Source organism: Agromyces sp. NPDC056389, assembly GCF_042262385.1.
Classification (GTDB): Bacteria; Actinomycetota; Actinomycetes; order Actinomycetales; family Microbacteriaceae; genus Agromyces.
On sequence record NZ_JBHJPN010000001.1, the window covers coordinates 1,254,048 to 1,269,423 of the forward strand.

General features: G+C 70.1%; 14 protein-coding genes. 2 read left to right on the forward strand and 12 right to left on the reverse strand.

Annotated elements, in window-relative coordinates:
- Positions 1-42: 42 nt before the first annotated feature.
- The 10 genes from nagB to ACFCVM_RS05885 all read right to left on the reverse strand — a co-directional run bounded on the left by nagB (position 43) and on the right by ACFCVM_RS05885 (position 11,934).
- Positions 43-828 (reverse strand): glucosamine-6-phosphate deaminase, encoded by a 786-nt coding sequence (nagB, locus tag ACFCVM_RS05840; RefSeq protein WP_375835009.1) that lies wholly within the window; start codon positions 826-828, stop codon positions 43-45.
- Positions 807-1,766: an ROK family protein gene (locus tag ACFCVM_RS05845; protein WP_375835012.1), complete on the reverse strand. Its 960-nt coding sequence runs from the start codon at positions 1,764-1,766 to the stop codon at positions 807-809. Before ACFCVM_RS05845 ends, nagB begins: the two co-directional genes overlap by 22 nt.
- Positions 1,763-3,298: a glycoside hydrolase family 3 protein gene (locus ACFCVM_RS05850; protein ID WP_375835014.1), complete on the reverse strand. Its 1,536-nt coding sequence runs from the start codon at positions 3,296-3,298 to the stop codon at positions 1,763-1,765. Before ACFCVM_RS05850 ends, ACFCVM_RS05845 begins: the two co-directional genes overlap by 4 nt.
- Entirely contained in the window at positions 3,295-4,242 is a 948-nt protein-coding gene (locus ACFCVM_RS05855; RefSeq protein WP_375835017.1) for a carbohydrate ABC transporter permease, read from the reverse strand. The genes ACFCVM_RS05850 and ACFCVM_RS05855 overlap by 4 nt, the downstream gene beginning before the upstream one ends.
- The gene (locus ACFCVM_RS05860) at positions 4,239-5,225 is read right to left on the reverse strand and encodes a carbohydrate ABC transporter permease (protein WP_375835019.1); all 987 of its coding nucleotides are present in this window, start codon (positions 5,223-5,225) and stop codon (positions 4,239-4,241) included. Before ACFCVM_RS05860 ends, ACFCVM_RS05855 begins: the two co-directional genes overlap by 4 nt.
- Before the next feature lie 147 nt (positions 5,226-5,372).
- Positions 5,373-6,617 (reverse strand): extracellular solute-binding protein, encoded by a 1,245-nt coding sequence (locus ACFCVM_RS05865; protein ID WP_375835022.1) that lies wholly within the window; start codon positions 6,615-6,617, stop codon positions 5,373-5,375.
- A 69-nt stretch (positions 6,618-6,686) separates the two neighbouring features.
- Positions 6,687-7,925 carry an ROK family protein gene (locus tag ACFCVM_RS05870; RefSeq protein WP_375835025.1) on the reverse strand — a complete coding sequence of 413 codons (1,239 nt, stop codon included), beginning with the start codon at positions 7,923-7,925 and terminating at the stop codon, positions 6,687-6,689.
- Positions 7,926-7,996: 71 nt separating this feature from the next.
- Positions 7,997-9,877, reverse strand: a complete 1,881-nt coding sequence (locus tag ACFCVM_RS05875; protein ID WP_375835028.1) for a heavy metal translocating P-type ATPase — start codon at positions 9,875-9,877, stop codon at positions 7,997-7,999.
- A gap of 97 nt (positions 9,878-9,974) precedes the next feature.
- Positions 9,975-11,192 carry an NADP-dependent isocitrate dehydrogenase gene (locus ACFCVM_RS05880; protein WP_375835031.1) on the reverse strand — a complete coding sequence of 406 codons (1,218 nt, stop codon included), beginning with the start codon at positions 11,190-11,192 and terminating at the stop codon, positions 9,975-9,977.
- Positions 11,193-11,316: 124 nt separating this feature from the next.
- Entirely contained in the window at positions 11,317-11,934 is a 618-nt protein-coding gene (locus ACFCVM_RS05885; protein WP_375835033.1) for a hypothetical protein, read from the reverse strand.
- Positions 11,935-12,058: 124 nt separating this feature from the next.
- Between ACFCVM_RS05885 and ACFCVM_RS05890 the strand changes: the two genes are divergently transcribed.
- Together ACFCVM_RS05890 and ACFCVM_RS05895 are read left to right on the forward strand one after the other, a co-directional pair.
- Positions 12,059-12,511 carry a GNAT family N-acetyltransferase gene (locus ACFCVM_RS05890; protein WP_375835036.1) on the forward strand — a complete coding sequence of 151 codons (453 nt, stop codon included), beginning with the start codon at positions 12,059-12,061 and terminating at the stop codon, positions 12,509-12,511.
- Positions 12,512-12,539: 28 nt separating this feature from the next.
- Positions 12,540-12,857, forward strand: coding sequence for an MGMT family protein (locus ACFCVM_RS05895; protein ID WP_375835038.1), 318 nt, complete (start codon positions 12,540-12,542; stop codon positions 12,855-12,857).
- A 17-nt stretch (positions 12,858-12,874) separates the two neighbouring features.
- On the opposite strand, the gene ACFCVM_RS05900 is transcribed toward ACFCVM_RS05895, so the two are convergent.
- Positions 12,875-14,659, reverse strand: coding sequence for a sensor histidine kinase (locus ACFCVM_RS05900; protein ID WP_375835041.1), 1,785 nt, complete (start codon positions 14,657-14,659; stop codon positions 12,875-12,877).
- Complete coding sequence (locus ACFCVM_RS05905; protein ID WP_375835044.1) at positions 14,659-15,324, reverse strand: LuxR C-terminal-related transcriptional regulator; 666 nt, start codon at positions 15,322-15,324, stop codon at positions 14,659-14,661. The genes ACFCVM_RS05900 and ACFCVM_RS05905 overlap by 1 nt, the downstream gene beginning before the upstream one ends.
- Between the last annotated feature and the right edge of the window lie 52 nt (positions 15,325-15,376).

The window sequence follows — 15,376 nt, forward strand, 5'->3', positions numbered from 1 at the left end:
CGGATGCCGCGGCATCCGCTCACCCCTTGGGTGTCGACCGGCTCAGATGCCCTGCCACGCGGGCTTGTTCGCCCACGCGTGCCGGTAGTAGTCGAGGTTCTCGAGCTCGGCCGCAGCGGCCTCGTCGACGATGACCGTCGTGTGCGGGTGCAGCTGGATCGCCGAGCCCGGCTGGCTGGCCGACACGGGGCCCTCGACGGCGGCTGCCACGGCGTGGGCCTTCGCGGAACCGAACGCGAGCAGCACGAGATGACGAGCGCGGAGGATCGTTCCGATGCCCTGCGTGATGCAGTGCATCGGCACGTCCTCGGGCGAATCGAAGAAGCGGGCGTTGTCCTGACGCGTCGCTTCGGTGAGGGTCTTGACGCGAGTGTGCGAGGCCAGCGAGGAGCCCGGCTCGTTGAATCCGATGTGCCCCGTGCGTCCGATACCGAGGATCTGCAGGTCGACACCGCCTGCCGCTGTGATGGCCGCCTCGTAGTCGGCCCCTGCGTGCTCGATCGAGGCGGGATCGCCGTTCGGCACGCGCACGAGCTCGGGGGTCAGGCCGAGCGGCTCGACGACCTCGCGCGCGATGACCGCGCGGTAGCTCTCGGGGTGCCCGGCAGGCAGTCCGACGTACTCGTCGAGCGCGAATCCGCGCACGCCCCGCACGTCGATCGCGTCGCCGGCGATGCGACGCGCCAGTGCCCGATAGCTCGCGAGCGGCGTCGAGCCGGTCGCGAGACCGAGGACGACATCGGGCTTCGAGCGGATGAGCGAGACGATCGTGTCGGCCACGAGTGCGCCTGCGGCGTCTTCGTTCTCTACGACGACGACTTCAGCCATGGGTGTTCTCCTACGAGGGCGGCGCCGACGGCGGCCGCTGGGAATCCGGGTGGGACGACCTGCACACGAGTGGCGAGGTCGATCGATGCGAGGAAGGCCGAGTCGGCCGCCCACCGATTCAGGATACGGCGTATACCGACGAGGAGCGGTTCGCCGAGCGCGGCGAGCCCGCCGCCGATCACCACGGCGTCGACGTCGACGGTCAGGACCAGCAGCCGGACCGCCGTCGCGACCCCGGCGAAGAACTCCTCGCGGACCGCGACGGCCCGCGCGTCGCCGGCGTCTGCCGCGTCGAAGAGCTCGCGGGCCGGATGCTCGGATGCCGTTGGCCAGGTGCGTGCGATCGCGAGGCCCGACGCCACGGTCTCGAGGCATCCGCGCTGGCCGCACCCGCACAGGACGCCGGCGGGGTCGATCGGGATGTGGCCGATCTCGCCGGCGACGCCGTGGCCGCCCCGGAGCAGTCGCCCGTCGAGCACGACGCCGGCGGCGAGTCCGGTGCCGAGGTTCAGGTACGCCATCGACGTCGTCCGGCGTTCGCCCGTCACAGCAGCGCCGCCGCCGCCGCCGGTCGAGCCCAGCAGGTGGTGGGCGCCCAACGCCGCGGCCTTGACGTCGTTCTCGACGCGCACCTCGACGCCGAGGCGATCGGAGAGACGGCGACCGAGGTCGAGTCCCTCGAGTCCGAGGTTCACCGCGTGCTCTACGCGACCCGTCGCGCTGTCGACGGCTCCGGGGATGCCGATGCCGATCGAGGTGAACGACGCGGCGCGGACCCCGGCGACCTCGCTCATCCGCTCGACGGTGCGGAGGGCGGTCGCGACGACCGCCTCGGCGCCGAAGCCCGTGGGCATGCGCACCTGGTCGCTGAGTTCTCCGTCGGCATCGATCGCCACCGCGGCCGTCTTCGTGCCTCCGATGTCGATGCCGAGCCTCACGGCGTCGCCACCGCAGCCCTGAGCGCGTCGTCGACGAACTCGATGACCGCCTCGCCGAGGAGACGCGATGCGCCGAAGGTCGACACGTCGGCGTAGGCCCGATCGTTCGACGGCCAGCCCATGTCGATCGTCACGACATCGTCGCGCACGGCGCGCAGCGCCTCGATCGCCGCTCGGGCGAACGCGTGCCGGTGCAGGTCCTTGCCCACGACGAGCACGGTGCCCTCGAGCCCGGCCGGATCGACGAGCCCGTGCTCCGCCGACACCGGGACCGTCACGGCGTCGCCGAGCCACGACGGGCTCGCGGCGACGTCTTCTGCGGCGAAGGGTCCCCAGGGAGCGACACCGACGGCGATGTTCGCGACGGTGTCGACGCGCACGACGGTTCCGACCCGAGGCGACCGGGCGAGGCGCTCGCGCGCGACATCCGTCACCTCGAACGCGCCGATGACCCGGCCGATCTCCTCGGCGTCGTGTTGCGGCTCGATCGACGCGGGCAGCGCCGTCCCGGCAGGAACCGGCACCGAGCCGGCCGCGAGCGCGCGCACCCGCGCCGCCGATTCGCGCACGCGCTCCTCGGGGAGCCGGCCGGTCGCGATCGCGGTCTCGACGGCCGCGACGATCTCGGCCATCTCGTCGGCCGAATTGTCGGAACCGATGCAGAGCAGGTCGCAACCGGCGGCGAGGGCGCGCACAGCAGCTTCGGGTATGCCGTGCACGCCGCTCGCCCCCTTCATGTCGAGGGCGTCGGTGACGATGACGCCGTCGAACCCCAGCTCCCCGCGGAGCAGGCTGTTGAGGATCTGCGGGGAGAGGGTGGCCGGGTTCTCGGGATCGAGCTCGGGAATCAGGATGTGGGAGGTCATGATCGTGCGGCTGCCGGCCGCGATCGCGGCCCGGAACGGCACGAGCTCGCGTTCGCGCAGGGTCGCGAGCGGCACGTCGACGACGGGCAGCGCGAGATGCGAGTCGGTCGCGGTGTCGCCGTGCCCCGGGAAGTGCTTGGCGCTGGCGGCGACGCCCGTCTCCTGCAGCGCCGTGGTCCACACGGCCGAGTGCCGGGCGACGAGCTCGGGGTCGGCGCCGAAGCTGCGCACGCCGATGACCGGATTGTCGGGGTTCGCGTTCACGTCGACGTCGGGAGCGAAGGTCACGGTGCATCCGGTCGCGGCGAGCGCCTCGCCGACGGCCCGTGCGACTCGAGCCGTCAGCTCCAGGTCGTCGATGCGGCCGAGCACGGCATTGCCGGGGAACGGCGCGCCGCGGTCGTAGAACAGCCGGGTGACGTCGCCGCCCTCCTCGTCGATCGCGATCACGGCGAGCGGGTTCGCCTCGCGGAGTGCGGCGTTCAGGGCGCGGAGCTGCTCGGGGGTCTCGACGTTCGACCCGAAGAGGCAGACACCGCCGAGCCCGTCGCGGAGGAGCCCGAGCACCCACTCCGGCGCCTGCGGCCCGTCGAAGCCCGGAAGCAACGTCGTGAGGATGTCCCGGCGGAGGTCGGTGCCCGCGCCGGTCGAATCGGTGCCGGTCATCCCTTGACCGCTCCGCTCACGAGTCCGCCGACCATCCGACGCTGCACGAACAGGAAGAAGATCACGACGGGCAGCGTGAGGAGGGTGGATCCGGCCATGACCGCACCCCAGTTGGTCGCCTCGGTCGCCGACTGGAAGGAGTTCAGCCACGGCGGCAGGGTGAGGTTGTAGCCCTTGAGCAGGAGGAGCGCCATCAGGAACTCGTTCCAGCTCTGGATGAAGGCGAAGATGCCCGTGGAGACGAGACCGGGCGCGAGCAGCGGGAAGGTGACCCGCCAGAACGCCTGCGCCTTCGTGCAGCCGTCGATCATCGCGGCTTCCTCGAGCTCGACGGGAACGCCGTTGACGAAGCCGCGGAGCATCCAGATCGTGAACGGCACGACGCCGGCGAGGTGCACGATGAACAGGCCGACGAGCGTGTTCATGAGACGCCAGTCGTCGATCATGTTGTAGATCGTGAACATCATGGCCTCGCCCGGCACCATCTGCACGACGAGCACGCTGACGATGAAGACGATGCGGCCGCGGAAGGCGAAGCGCGCGATCGCGATCGATGCGAGGAAGGCGAAGATCGCGCAGACCACGACGACCGCGAGGGCGACCCCGAGGCTCGACATGAGCGCGTGCGGGAAGTCGGTCTGACCGGGCGCCGCCTCACGGGTCCACGCGGTGACGTAGTTCTTCCACGTGAAGTCGAAGGGCAGGAAGCTCGGGTTGCGGCTGATGATCTGGTTCGGCGGGGTGAACGACATGTTCACCATCCAGTAGACCGGGAAGATCGAGAAGAGCACGACGACCGCGCCGAGGGTGTTGAATCCGAGGCGTCCGACACGCTGCTTGCCGCTGCCACGGCGCCCGCGCAGCGCTCGCTTGTCGATCGTGCCGAGGTCGGTGCGGGTGGGCTGCTCGGCGACTTGGACGGCGGGGGTGATCTGCGTGCTCACAGCTCCTCCTCCTTCAGGGAATTGCGGACGTTGAAGTAGGAGATGCCCATGAGCAGGACCACCATGAACACGCCGATCGCGGCGGTGACGCCGAACTCGCCGAGCCCTTGACGGAACAGGTAGGTGGGCAGGATGTTGGTCTCGCTCGCGAGACCGCCCTGCTGTTGCAGCGCATAGACCTGCGTGAAGATGCGGAGGTTCCAGATCGTCTCGAGCACGATCACGGCCGTGAGCACGTTGCGCATGTACGGCATCACGATGAGCCGGAAGCGCTGCCACGGGCCCGCGCCGTCGAGCGCGGACGCCTCGAGCACTTCGTCGGGCACCTGGCCGAGACCGGCGTAGAACGTGATCGCCGCGAACGGCAGGCTCTGCCACACGACGATGATGACGAGCACCATCATGAACGACCACGGGTTGATGAGCCACGAGTGGCCCCGGAAGTCCTGGCTGTCGGTGATCGTGTTGAGGGCCCAGTTGACGAGGCCGTAGTCGGTGTCGAAGATCCAGCCCCAGACGACGGTCGCCGAGAGCGGCGGCATCGCCCATGCCAGCAGCAGGCCGACCGAGACGGCGAGGCGCCAGGCCTTCCCGAGCTTCGTCATGAGCAGTGCGATGAGCATGCCGATGGTGACGATGAGCACGGTCAGCACGACCATGAGCCCGAGGCTGCGGGCGAGCACCGCCGGGAAGTCGGACTTCGTGAAGATCTCGATGTAGTTGTCGAATCCCACGAAGTCGGGCGACGTGCCGAGCATCTTGTTCTTGATCTCGAGGTTCGTGAAGGAGTTCACGAACATCACGATCGTCGGGTAGACGACCATGACGACGAGCAGCGCGATACTCGGGGCGAGCAGCAGCCAGGGGGCCCAGGGCAGCGGCTTCTTCTTGCGGGGACCTGCGGGGGAACCCTTGGGGGGACGGGGTGGCTTGGTGCTCGGCGTGCGCGGCGATGCGTCAGGCTCGGTGAGGGTTGCGCTCATGGCTGCTCCTCGAATGTGTCGCGGGGGGATCGCGGTTTTGACTGATGGTACGTCTCGGGCGCGGCATCGGCGGCGGGCCGGAGGAATGACGTGGGACGGGGGGCGGAGCTGTGTGGGACTCCGCCCCCCGCGCAGGGGCTCAACAGGCTAGCTGTTGAGGATCTCCTCGATCTGCGCGTCGAGGTCGGCGGCGATCGCCGCGACGTCGCCACCCTGGGCGATCTTCACGAGCGCCTCCTGGATGATCTGCGCAGCCTCGACCTCGGCCCACTTCGGGGTGGTCGGGGTCACCTTCGAGTTCTCGAGCGCGACGGCCTGGGCCTTCGCGATCTCGGTGTCGGGCAGCGAAGCCGCCGACGCCGTGAGGCCCGGGGTCAGTCCGCCCTCGGCGAGAAGGGTCTGGTAGCCCTCGCCCGCCATGATGTCGAGCGCGGCGCGAGCCTGCTCGGGGTTGGCGCTCTTCGTCGCGACGGCGATGTTCGAGCCGCCGGCGAAGATCGGAGCGGTCTCGCCAGCCTCGAGACCCGGCAGCGCGAAGGCGCGCAGGTCGGAGCCGAAGGTGTCGGGGCAGCCCGGCGCCTCGGCGTCGGCCGGAGCCGTGATCGACCACTGCACCCACGCGGGAGCCGAGAGGAAGACGTCTTCACCGGCGCAGAAGGGAACCTGCGGGTCGGTCTCGTCGCCGTCCTTGGCCGCGTTCGACGCGTTCAGGTAGACGTCCTGCAGCTGAGTCAGGCCCTCGATGCCGCCTTCGCTCGAGAAGCCGGCCTTCCACTCGTCGCCATCCTGCTCGGCGATGAAGCCGTCGTGAGCCCAGACGTAGGGAAGCGCGTTGTACCAGTCGCGACCCGGTGCCCAGATGCCCGAGCGGGTGTCGGTCTTCAGCGCCTTGCCCGTGGCGACGTACTCGTCGAGCGTCGTCGGAACCGGCGTGGCGCCGAGGATCTGCTCGCTGTAGAACACGATGCGGCCACCGGCGTAATACGGCGCTGCGTAGAGTTCGCCGTCGTACGTGGCGGACTCGACGAGGCCGGGCAGGTAGTCGTCGGCCGCGAAGTCGGTGAGGGGCAGGAACAGGCCCTGGTCCGCGAAGCTCGCGGTCTGGGTGTTGCCGACCTCGACGACGTCGGGCGAGTCGTTCGACTGGAGCGCAGCTGCGTAGGTGTCGCTCACGTCGGCCCAGGTCTTCTCCTCGACCGTGAGGGTCCAACCTTCGTTCTCAGCCTCGAAGGTGTCCTTGAGGTAGGCGCGCGCGGTGTCGGGGGTGTCGCTTCCGACGACCCAGACCGTGATCTTGCCACCGTCGGCAGACTCACTTCCACCACCGGCGCTACAACCGGCGAGGGTCAGGGCAGCAGCGGCGCCGAGCGCAACAATGCCGAGTTTCCTCATTTGTCGTTTCCTTTCATGGGGTGGGGGAGGCAGCGGGGGTTCGCTGTCACCCTTGGTGCGTGGAGTCCCTCACGAGACTCCGAGTTGTCCGGATAGGACCATGACGGCCGCGCCGCGCAGAACGATGTCCTGCCCGTGCTCGGTCATCCGGAGCCTCAGATCACGGTTGAATTCCGCCATCGTCCGGGTCCGGAGCGTGTCGACGGTCGCCTCGTGCAGCGGGCCGTCAAGCAATTGGGCCGGGCCGCTGAGCACGACCTCGGAGAGGTTCAGCGCCCCGACCACGGGTGCGAGCACGATGCCGAGTCGTCGACCGGCCTCGCGCAGGATGTCGTCGCGAGCGGATGCCGCGGCGTCGCCATGCTCGGCCTGCTCGGCGAGCCGGGCGGTCAGCCGCGGTACGGCGAGCCAGGTCTCGAGGCATCCGACCTTGCCGCAGGCGCAGCGGGGGCCGCCGTCGGTGCCGACGACGACGTGGCCGATCTCGCCCGCTGCGAATCCGCCGCCGACCACGGGGCGTCCGCCGATGATGAGACCGGCGCCGACACCGTGGCCGACCTTGACGAGCAGGAGGTCGTCGTGGTGCGAGGAGCCGTGCTCGGCGAGCACGGCGACGTTCGCGTCGTTCGCGACGTGCACGGGCAGCACGAACCGGGCCGAGATGCGGTCCTGCAGGGCGACATCGCTCCAGCCGAGGTTCGGAGCCGAGCGCACGACGCCGTGCGGGTCGACGACACCGGGCGAGCCGATGCCGATGCCGAGCACCGGGGTCGTGGTGCTCGCGAGCAGCCGCTCGACGAGCAGCTCGACGAGCAGCTCGGCTGCTTCGCCGGTCGCGCCGTCGCGGCAGACCTCGTCGCGGTGGATGATCTGGCCGTCGAGCCCGACGACCGCACCGCGGAAGACCTCGTGCTCCGAGAGGTCGACGCCGATGATGTGGAACGCCTCGCGGTCGACGTCGATGAGCGTGGCCGGCTTGCCGGGGCGGGCGTCTTCGCGCTGGCCGAGCTCGATCACGAGGCCCTCGGTGATGAGGGCGGCGACGAGGTCGGAGATCGTGACCCTGGTGAGACCGGTCTCGCGCGCGACATCCGCTCGGCTCTGGGCGCCGGCCGTGTAGAGGGTCTGCAGCACGAGGGCGCGGTTGTGGGTGCGGGCATGCTCGGGCAGCACCTTGCCGGTGGGCCGGAGGGCACGGGAACGGCCGAAGATGACGGCGCCGGGAGCGGATGCGGCGTGCAGCTCGGATGCCACCGGGGAGGTGGGGGGCGTCGGCTCCGTGGTGACCGGGCCTCGCTGCGCATCCATTGCAGTCACGTTTGTTAGTAAACCTTACGAACAAACTCGCCGCAACCGTTCGCGCCGATTTCCTCCCGGTGTTACCGAGTTGTGACCAGGGAGCGGATGCCCCGGCCATCGGCGTCGGCCTTCGCGTCGAGCCGCCCGCCGATGGCACGGAGCGCCGCGAGGATCGTCACGAGATCGACGACCTCCTGCAGGATCGCCCCGATCGTCGCCGGGATCACACCGAACGCCGCGATGACCATGAGCCCGATGCTCACGATGATGCCGAGCCAGATGCTCTGCAGCGCGATGCGCACGGTGTCGCGACCGATCTCGACCGCCTTCGCCGTGCGCGAGATGTCGTCGACGAGGATCACCGCCGCCGCCGATTCGCTCGCCGCCGTCGCGCCCTTCGCACCCATCGCGATGCCGACGTCGGCCGCTGCGAGCACCGGCGCGTCGTTCACGCCGTCGCCGACCATGATGACCGGTCGCTCGGCGATCGCCGCGACCTCTGCGACCTTGTCGGCGGGCAGGCAGTCGGCGCGCACCCGTGTGATGCCGAGCTCCGCCGCGATGTGATCGGCGGTCGCCTTCGCGTCGCCCGTGAGCACCATCGTCTGGTGCACGCCGAGTTCGCCCAGGCGCGCGAGCGTGGCCGCCGCGTTGTCGCGCAGCCGGTCGCTCGCGAGGATCGCCCCCGCGAAGCGCCCGTCGACGGCGACGTAGACGGCGAGCTCCCCCGGCGCGATCGCGGTGCGCTCCGCCTCGTGCGCGTGCTCCCGCACGAACGCGAACTTGCCCACGACGACCTCGCGCCCGTCGAGCTTCGCCGTCACGCCGTTCGTCGCGGCCTCGCGCGCCCATTCGGCTTCCACGAGCGGCAGGCCCCGGTGCTTCGCCGCCTCGATCATCGACGTCGCGAGCACGTGCGACGAGTACTGCTCGGCCGAAGCGACCGCCGCGAGCAGCTCGTCCTCCCCGAATCCCGGTTCCGGGCGGATCGCGACGAGCGTCGGCGAGCCGTAGGTGAGCGTGCCCGTCTTGTCGAACACGGCGGTCTTCGCGGCGGCGAGCTGCTCGAGCACTCCCCCGCCCTTCACGATCACGCCGTTCCTCGCCGCACGGCTCATGCCGCCGATGAATGCCACCGGCGCCGCGATGAGGAGCGGGCACGGCGTGGCGAGCACGAGCACCTCGGCGAAGCGCGCGGGATCGCCCGAGGCCCACCATGCCACCGCGGCGAGCGCGAGCGAGAAGACCGTGAACGGCACCGCGTAGCGATCGGCCAGTCGCACGACGGGCGCCTTCGAGTCGGCGGCCTCCGTGACGAGGGCGACGATCTGCTGGTACTGGCTGTCGGCGGCGGATGCCGCGGCGACGACCTCGACCGCGGCCTGGCCGTTGATCGAACCGCTCAGCACGAGGTCGCCCGCGTGCTTCTCGACCGGCACCGACTCCCCCGTGATCGAGGACTCGTCGAAGCTCGCCTCGATCGAGCGCAGGGTCGAGTCGACGGGCACGATCTCGCTCGGGCGCACGAGCAGCACGTCGCCGACCCGCACGTCGCTCGCGAGCACCTCGACGATCGACTCGCCCTCCATGCGGTGCGCGTGCTGCGGCGAACGCGTCAGGAGCGCGTCGAGCTCGCGCTTGGCGCGGCGGTTCGCGTAGTCCTCGAGCGCGGCACCGCCCGTGAGCATGAGCACGACGAGCAGAGCGGCGACGTACTCGCCCACCAGCACCGTCGCCACGATCGCGGTCACCGCGAGGATGTCGAGACCCCAGTGCCCTCGCAGGATGTCGCGCACCATCCCGACGGCCTGCCACGCCGCGACGCCGAGGGCGTAGACGCTGAAGATCCACTGCACGGCGGCGCCCGCGCCGGTCAGCGCGAGCACGATGCCCAGCAGGCCGATCCCGAGCGTGAGGGTGACGACCCAGTATCTGCGGGCGAGCTTCAGAAGGCGTGCCATGCGTCCATCCTCCCCGAACCCGCGGCGCACGCACGATGGAAACGCGAACGGGGGCCGGATGCCAGTGGCATCCGACCCCCGTCTCGAGGCGTGTCGATTACGCGGCGATGCGCGCCTTCAGGTTGTCGGCCAGCGTCGCGAGGAACTCCTCGGTCGTCTGGTAGCCCTGCTCGGGGCCGACGAGGAGCGCGAGGTCCTTCGTCATGGCGCCCGACTCGACGGTCGTGATGACGACGTCTTCGAGGGTTGCGGCGAACTCGATGAGCTCGGGGTTGCCGTCGAGCTTGCCGCGGTGCGCGAGGCCGCGCGTCCAGGCGAAGATCGAGGCGATCGGGTTCGTCGAGGTGGGCTTGCCGGCCTGGTGCTGGCGGTAGTGACGCGTCACGGTGCCGTGCGCGGCCTCAGCCTCGACGACCTTGCCGTCGGGAGTGGCGAGCACCGAGGTCATGAGGCCGAGCGAGCCGAAGCCCTGCGCCACGGTGTCGGACTGCACGTCGCCGTCGTAGTTCTTGCAGGCCCAGACGTAGCCGCCCTCCCACTTCATGGCCGAGGCGACCATGTCGTCGATGAGGCGGTGCTCGTAGGTGAGGCCGGCGGCGTCGAACTGCGCCTTGAACTCGGTGTCGAAGATCTCCTGGAAGATGTCCTTGAAGCGGCCGTCGTAGGCCTTCAGGATCGTGTTCTTCGTCGAGAGGTAGACCGGGTAGTTGCGCGAGAGGCCGTAGTTCAGCGAGGCACGCGCGAAGTCGCGGATCGAGGCGTCGAGGTTGTACTGCACCTGCGCGATGCCGTCGCCCGGGGACTGGTACACCTCGAACTGCTGCGCCTCGCCGCCGTCCTTCGGGGTGAACGAGACCGTGAGGGTGCCCTCGCCCTTGAAGAGGAAGTCGGTGGCGCGGTACTGGTCGCCGAAGGCGTGACGGCCGATGATGATCGGCTTGTTCCAGCCCGGCACGAGGCGCGGGATGTTCGAGATGATGATCGGCTCGCGGAAGATGACGCCGCCGAGGATGTTGCGGATCGTGCCGTTCGGCGACTTCCACATCTTCTTCAGGCCGAACTCCTCGACGCGCGCCTCATCGGGCGTGATCGTCGCGCACTTGACGCCGACGCCGTGCTTCTGGATGGCGTGGGCCGCGTCGATCGTGATCTGGTCGTCGGTCTCGTCGCGCTTCTGGATCGAGAGGTCGTAGTACTCGAGGTTCACGTCGAGGTACGGGTGGATGAGCGTGTCTTTGATGGCCTGCCAGATGATGCGCGTCATCTCGTCGCCGTCGAGTTCGACGACGGTGCCTTCAACCTTGATCTTGGACAAGAGGGTCTCTCCTTGGATCTACTGGGGGAAACGGGGAAGTGTGCGGGCGGTCGGACACGCCGTCTGCCAGCTTACCGCGTCGCCCGAATATCTCGACATCGAGAGAATTCCGACTCGCGATCGCTCAGATCGCGGCCTTGTCTCGGATGTTCGTGAGCAGTTCGTCGATCGCGATGCGCTGGAGCTGCCACGTCGAGTTCGTTCCGACGATGAGCAGGTCGTCCCCGTCGGTGATGAGGCTGTAGGTGAAGTAGTCGGGCATCGTCCCGCCCATCTCGACGAGCAGCACGACGACACCCGCTTCGGGATCGCTGAGGTCGGCGAGGCTCACCCCTCCGTCGCACTCGGCCGCGTCCTCGGCGATCTGCTCGACGAGTGCCTGCCAGTCCTCGTCGGCTTCCTGCACGATCGAGACGGAGAGCTGAGCCCGCATCCCGTCGAGCTCGAACATCCGCGTCGCGTCGGGCTCGACGGAGACGCCGCCCGAGAAGTCGCCGCCGCAGACCCCGCGGGAACTGTCGGACGCCTCGGAGTCGTCTGCGGCGTCGCTGGGCTCGGTCGGGGCGTCGGGCTGTGCGATCCATGCCTCCCCCAGGTCCTCCGACGTCGGCAGCCGGTCCTCGGCGGGCACCGCCGAGACGGTCGGCTCGGCACCCGGCGCCGATCCGGCGCTCGACGCGCACCCGCTCAGCAGGATCGCCGAGGCGATCACCAGACCCGACAACGTGAACCCTCGACGCATGATCTCCCGCTTCCTCCGACGACAACCCGCGAGAGACTACCAGCGGCCCAGCACCCCGGTTGGCAGTTCGCCTTTGTTTCGTCTCGGCTACCGACGTTGCGGCCCCACGCGTTAGCCTTGGCGCATGGCTGAGCTGAGACTGGAAGATCTGTCGGCGTCGAACATCGTGGCGGCGAACTCACTGTCGCTGAAGCCCGGCCAGGAGCAGTTCATCGCCCCGGTCACCTACTCCGCCGAGTCCTCGGTCGTGAACCCGGCCACCGCCTGGCAACGTGTGGCGCTGCTCGAGGATCGCGTCGTCGGCTTCATCCACGGCAACTTCGACCCCGAGAACGAGCACGAGGAGTTCCGGGCCTGCATCTGGCGCATCAACGTCGACGCAGAGGTGCAGGGCAAGGGCGTCGGCCGGTTCCTCGCGACGGCGCTCGCCGAAGAGGCCAAGCACCGCGGCTTCGACCGCATCACCGTGCTGTGGGAGCCGGGCGAAGAGGGCCCCGAGGCGTTCTTCCACCGCATCGGCTTCACCGACGTCGGCGAGACCGCGTACGGCGACGTCATCGGCGCACTCGAACTCTGACCCGCGCCCCGAGCGATCGGCGCAACGGATGCCGCAGCAGCACGCCGAGGGCTTCGTCGAGGCCGTGCTCGTCGTGGTCGCCGACATCCCCCCGGGACAGGTCGCGACGTACGGCGATGTCGCGGCGCTGCTCGGCTCGCGCGGCGCGCGCGCCGTCGGGCAGGTGATGGCGCGCGCCGGCGCGGACGTGCCGTGGTGGCGGGTCGTCCGGGCGGGCGGGCGCCCGCCGGCGGGTCACGCCGAGCGGGCCCGGCAGCACTACCTCGACGAGGGCACGCCGCTGCGGCCCTCGAACGATGACGACGGCTATCGCATCGACCTCGCGGCCTGCCGCTGGCGCGATTGACGACGGCTCGCCCCGGGTCAGTGCGCGACGAACCCCGCAAGCGGAATGCGGACGGTGATCGTCGTGCCGGCCCCCGGCTCGCTGTCGATGCGGAACCGCCCGCCGACGGCATCGACGCGGTCGGCGATGCCGAGCATGCCGCTGCCCTCGGGTGAGGCCCCGCCGACCCCGTTATCGCGCACCACGAGCTCGAGCTCGCCGTCGACGAGTGCGGCGCGCACCCACCCCCGGGTCGCCTGCGCGTGCTTGGCGACGTTCGCGAGCGCCTCGGAGACGACGAAGTACGCCGTCGACTCGACGACCTCGGGGAGCCGCCCCTCGGGTTGCACGTCGATCTCGACCGGCACGGGGCAGCGGCCCGCGAGCTCGGGCACGGCGAGCGCGAGCCCGCCCGACGACAGCAGCGAGGGGTGGATGCCGTGTGCGAGCTCCCGCAGCTCCTTGAGCGCCTGGTTCAACATCAGGATCGTGCCGTCGAGTTCGACTCCGAGCGGCTCGACCCCACGGTCGCGGGCCTGATTCGCCGCGAGGCGCAGGCGCATGCCGAGGGAGACGAGGTGCTGCTGGGCCCCGTCGTGGAGGTCGCGCTCGATGCGGCGCCTCGCCTCGTCGCCCGCCTCGAGGATGCGGCTCCGCGACTGGCGCACCTGTTCGAGGGTGCGTTCGATCTCGGATCGCAGTCGGCCGTTGTCGACCGAGAGGCGCAGGGCGCTCGAGACACCGTCGAGCAGGCGCATGTTGTCGGTCAGCACCCGGTCGTGGCGGATGACGGCGATCGGCATGCCGGTCGGCGAGGAGACGGGCAGCAGGCCGTGGTCGCTCCGAAGGGCGGCGGGCCCTCCGTCGAGCGGCTCCCCCGAGGCATCCGCGTACCGGGCTCGCTCCTCGTCCCACCAGTAGACGCGCACGGAGGCATCGCGCAGGGTGCGCGCGAGCGACTCCGCCCAGAGCCCGCGGTCGGCGCCCTCGCGCGTGATGCGCATGAGGTCGGCGACCCGGGCGCGCATGTTGCGCGCATGGGAGATGCCCGCGACGAAGCTGACCGGGATCGAGGCGATCGCCACGAGCGAGACCGTGTCGAGCACGAGGTCGGCACCGCCCGACGCGTACGCCGCGGCCTGCGTCGCGAGCGTGATCACCCAGGCGATCAGGGCGATCGGCATGAGGAACGCCACGGTGCGGGCGGGCACGCTGCCGCGCACCCACCGCACGAGCAGTCGCACGGCGATGACGATCGCGAGGAGCACGCCGACGAGCCGATAGCCGATGTCGATGACCGCGAACACGCCGGGTGCGTCGGCGACGAGGTAGGGGTTGGCCGTGCAGTCGCAGACCGCCGGCGACGGCTGGCCGAGCAGCAGCACGCCGAGCAGGTAGCCGACCGAGGTGACGAGCGCGATGCCGGCGATCCAGCGGTCGACGCCGTCGATCAGCCGTCCGCGCGGGTAGAGCAGCACGAGGATTCCGGTGAGCACCGCCCACCACAGGTGCACGCCGTAGACGAAGGGCCAGAGCCAGGCCACGTGCTCGATGACGCGGAGGAACGAGAGCGGGATCCAGACGAGCGGGAAGGCGACCATGAGGCGAGCCGGCAGCCGTGAGGGACCGATCGCCCACGCCACCCCGGCGCACGCCGCGAACACGAGCGGGACGATCGCGTGCAGCGTGGTCCACGACACCTCTCGGCGCAGCTCCGCGGGGGTCGCGACGAACCCCGTGATCTCCATCGTGAGACTCGCGGCGACGACGAGCGCGATGACGATCGAGCGCCTGATGATCCGGCCCTTGCGGCCGGGGGCCATCACCTCGCGCCGAGGAGCGTCAGCACCGCGAGCACTCGACGGTGGTGCTCGGGCGACTCCTCGAGGTCGAGTTTCTGCAGGATGGAGCGGACGTGCGTCTCGACCGTCTTCAGCCCGAGGAAGAGCGTCTGCGCGATGCCCCCGTTGGAGTAGCCCTGCGCCATGAGCTCGAGCACCGAGCGCTCGCGTTCGGTGAGGCGCGAGAGCGGATCGTCGGCGCGCGTGCGCTGCACGAGCTGCTCGACGACCTCGGGGTCGACGACGGAGCCGCCGGAGGCGACGGTCTCGACCGCACGCACGAGGGTCTGCGGTTCGGAGACGCGCTCCTTCAGCAGGTAGCCGGTGCCGCTGCCGGCGCCCATGACCCGCAACGCGTACTCGGGCGTCGCGTACATCGAGAGCAGCAGCACGCCGATCGTCGAGCCCTGGGCGCGCATCTCCTCGAGTGCGAGGATGCCCTCGTCTCGGTAGCTGGGGGGCATGCGGATGTCGAGCACGGCCGCGTCGAGTCCGCCGCGCGCGGCGACCTCGAGCAGCTCTGCGCCCGTGCCGACCGACGCGACGACCTCGAGTCCGCCGTCGACGAGGACCTTCGCGATGCCCTCGCGCAAGAGGAGCGCGTCGTCGGCGATCGCGACTCGCAGGGGACGTTCGGGCGTCTCCATAGCCCCTCCAATCCGAAGGCAGGCGTGACCACGACGGTGTGTCCGCCTGCCG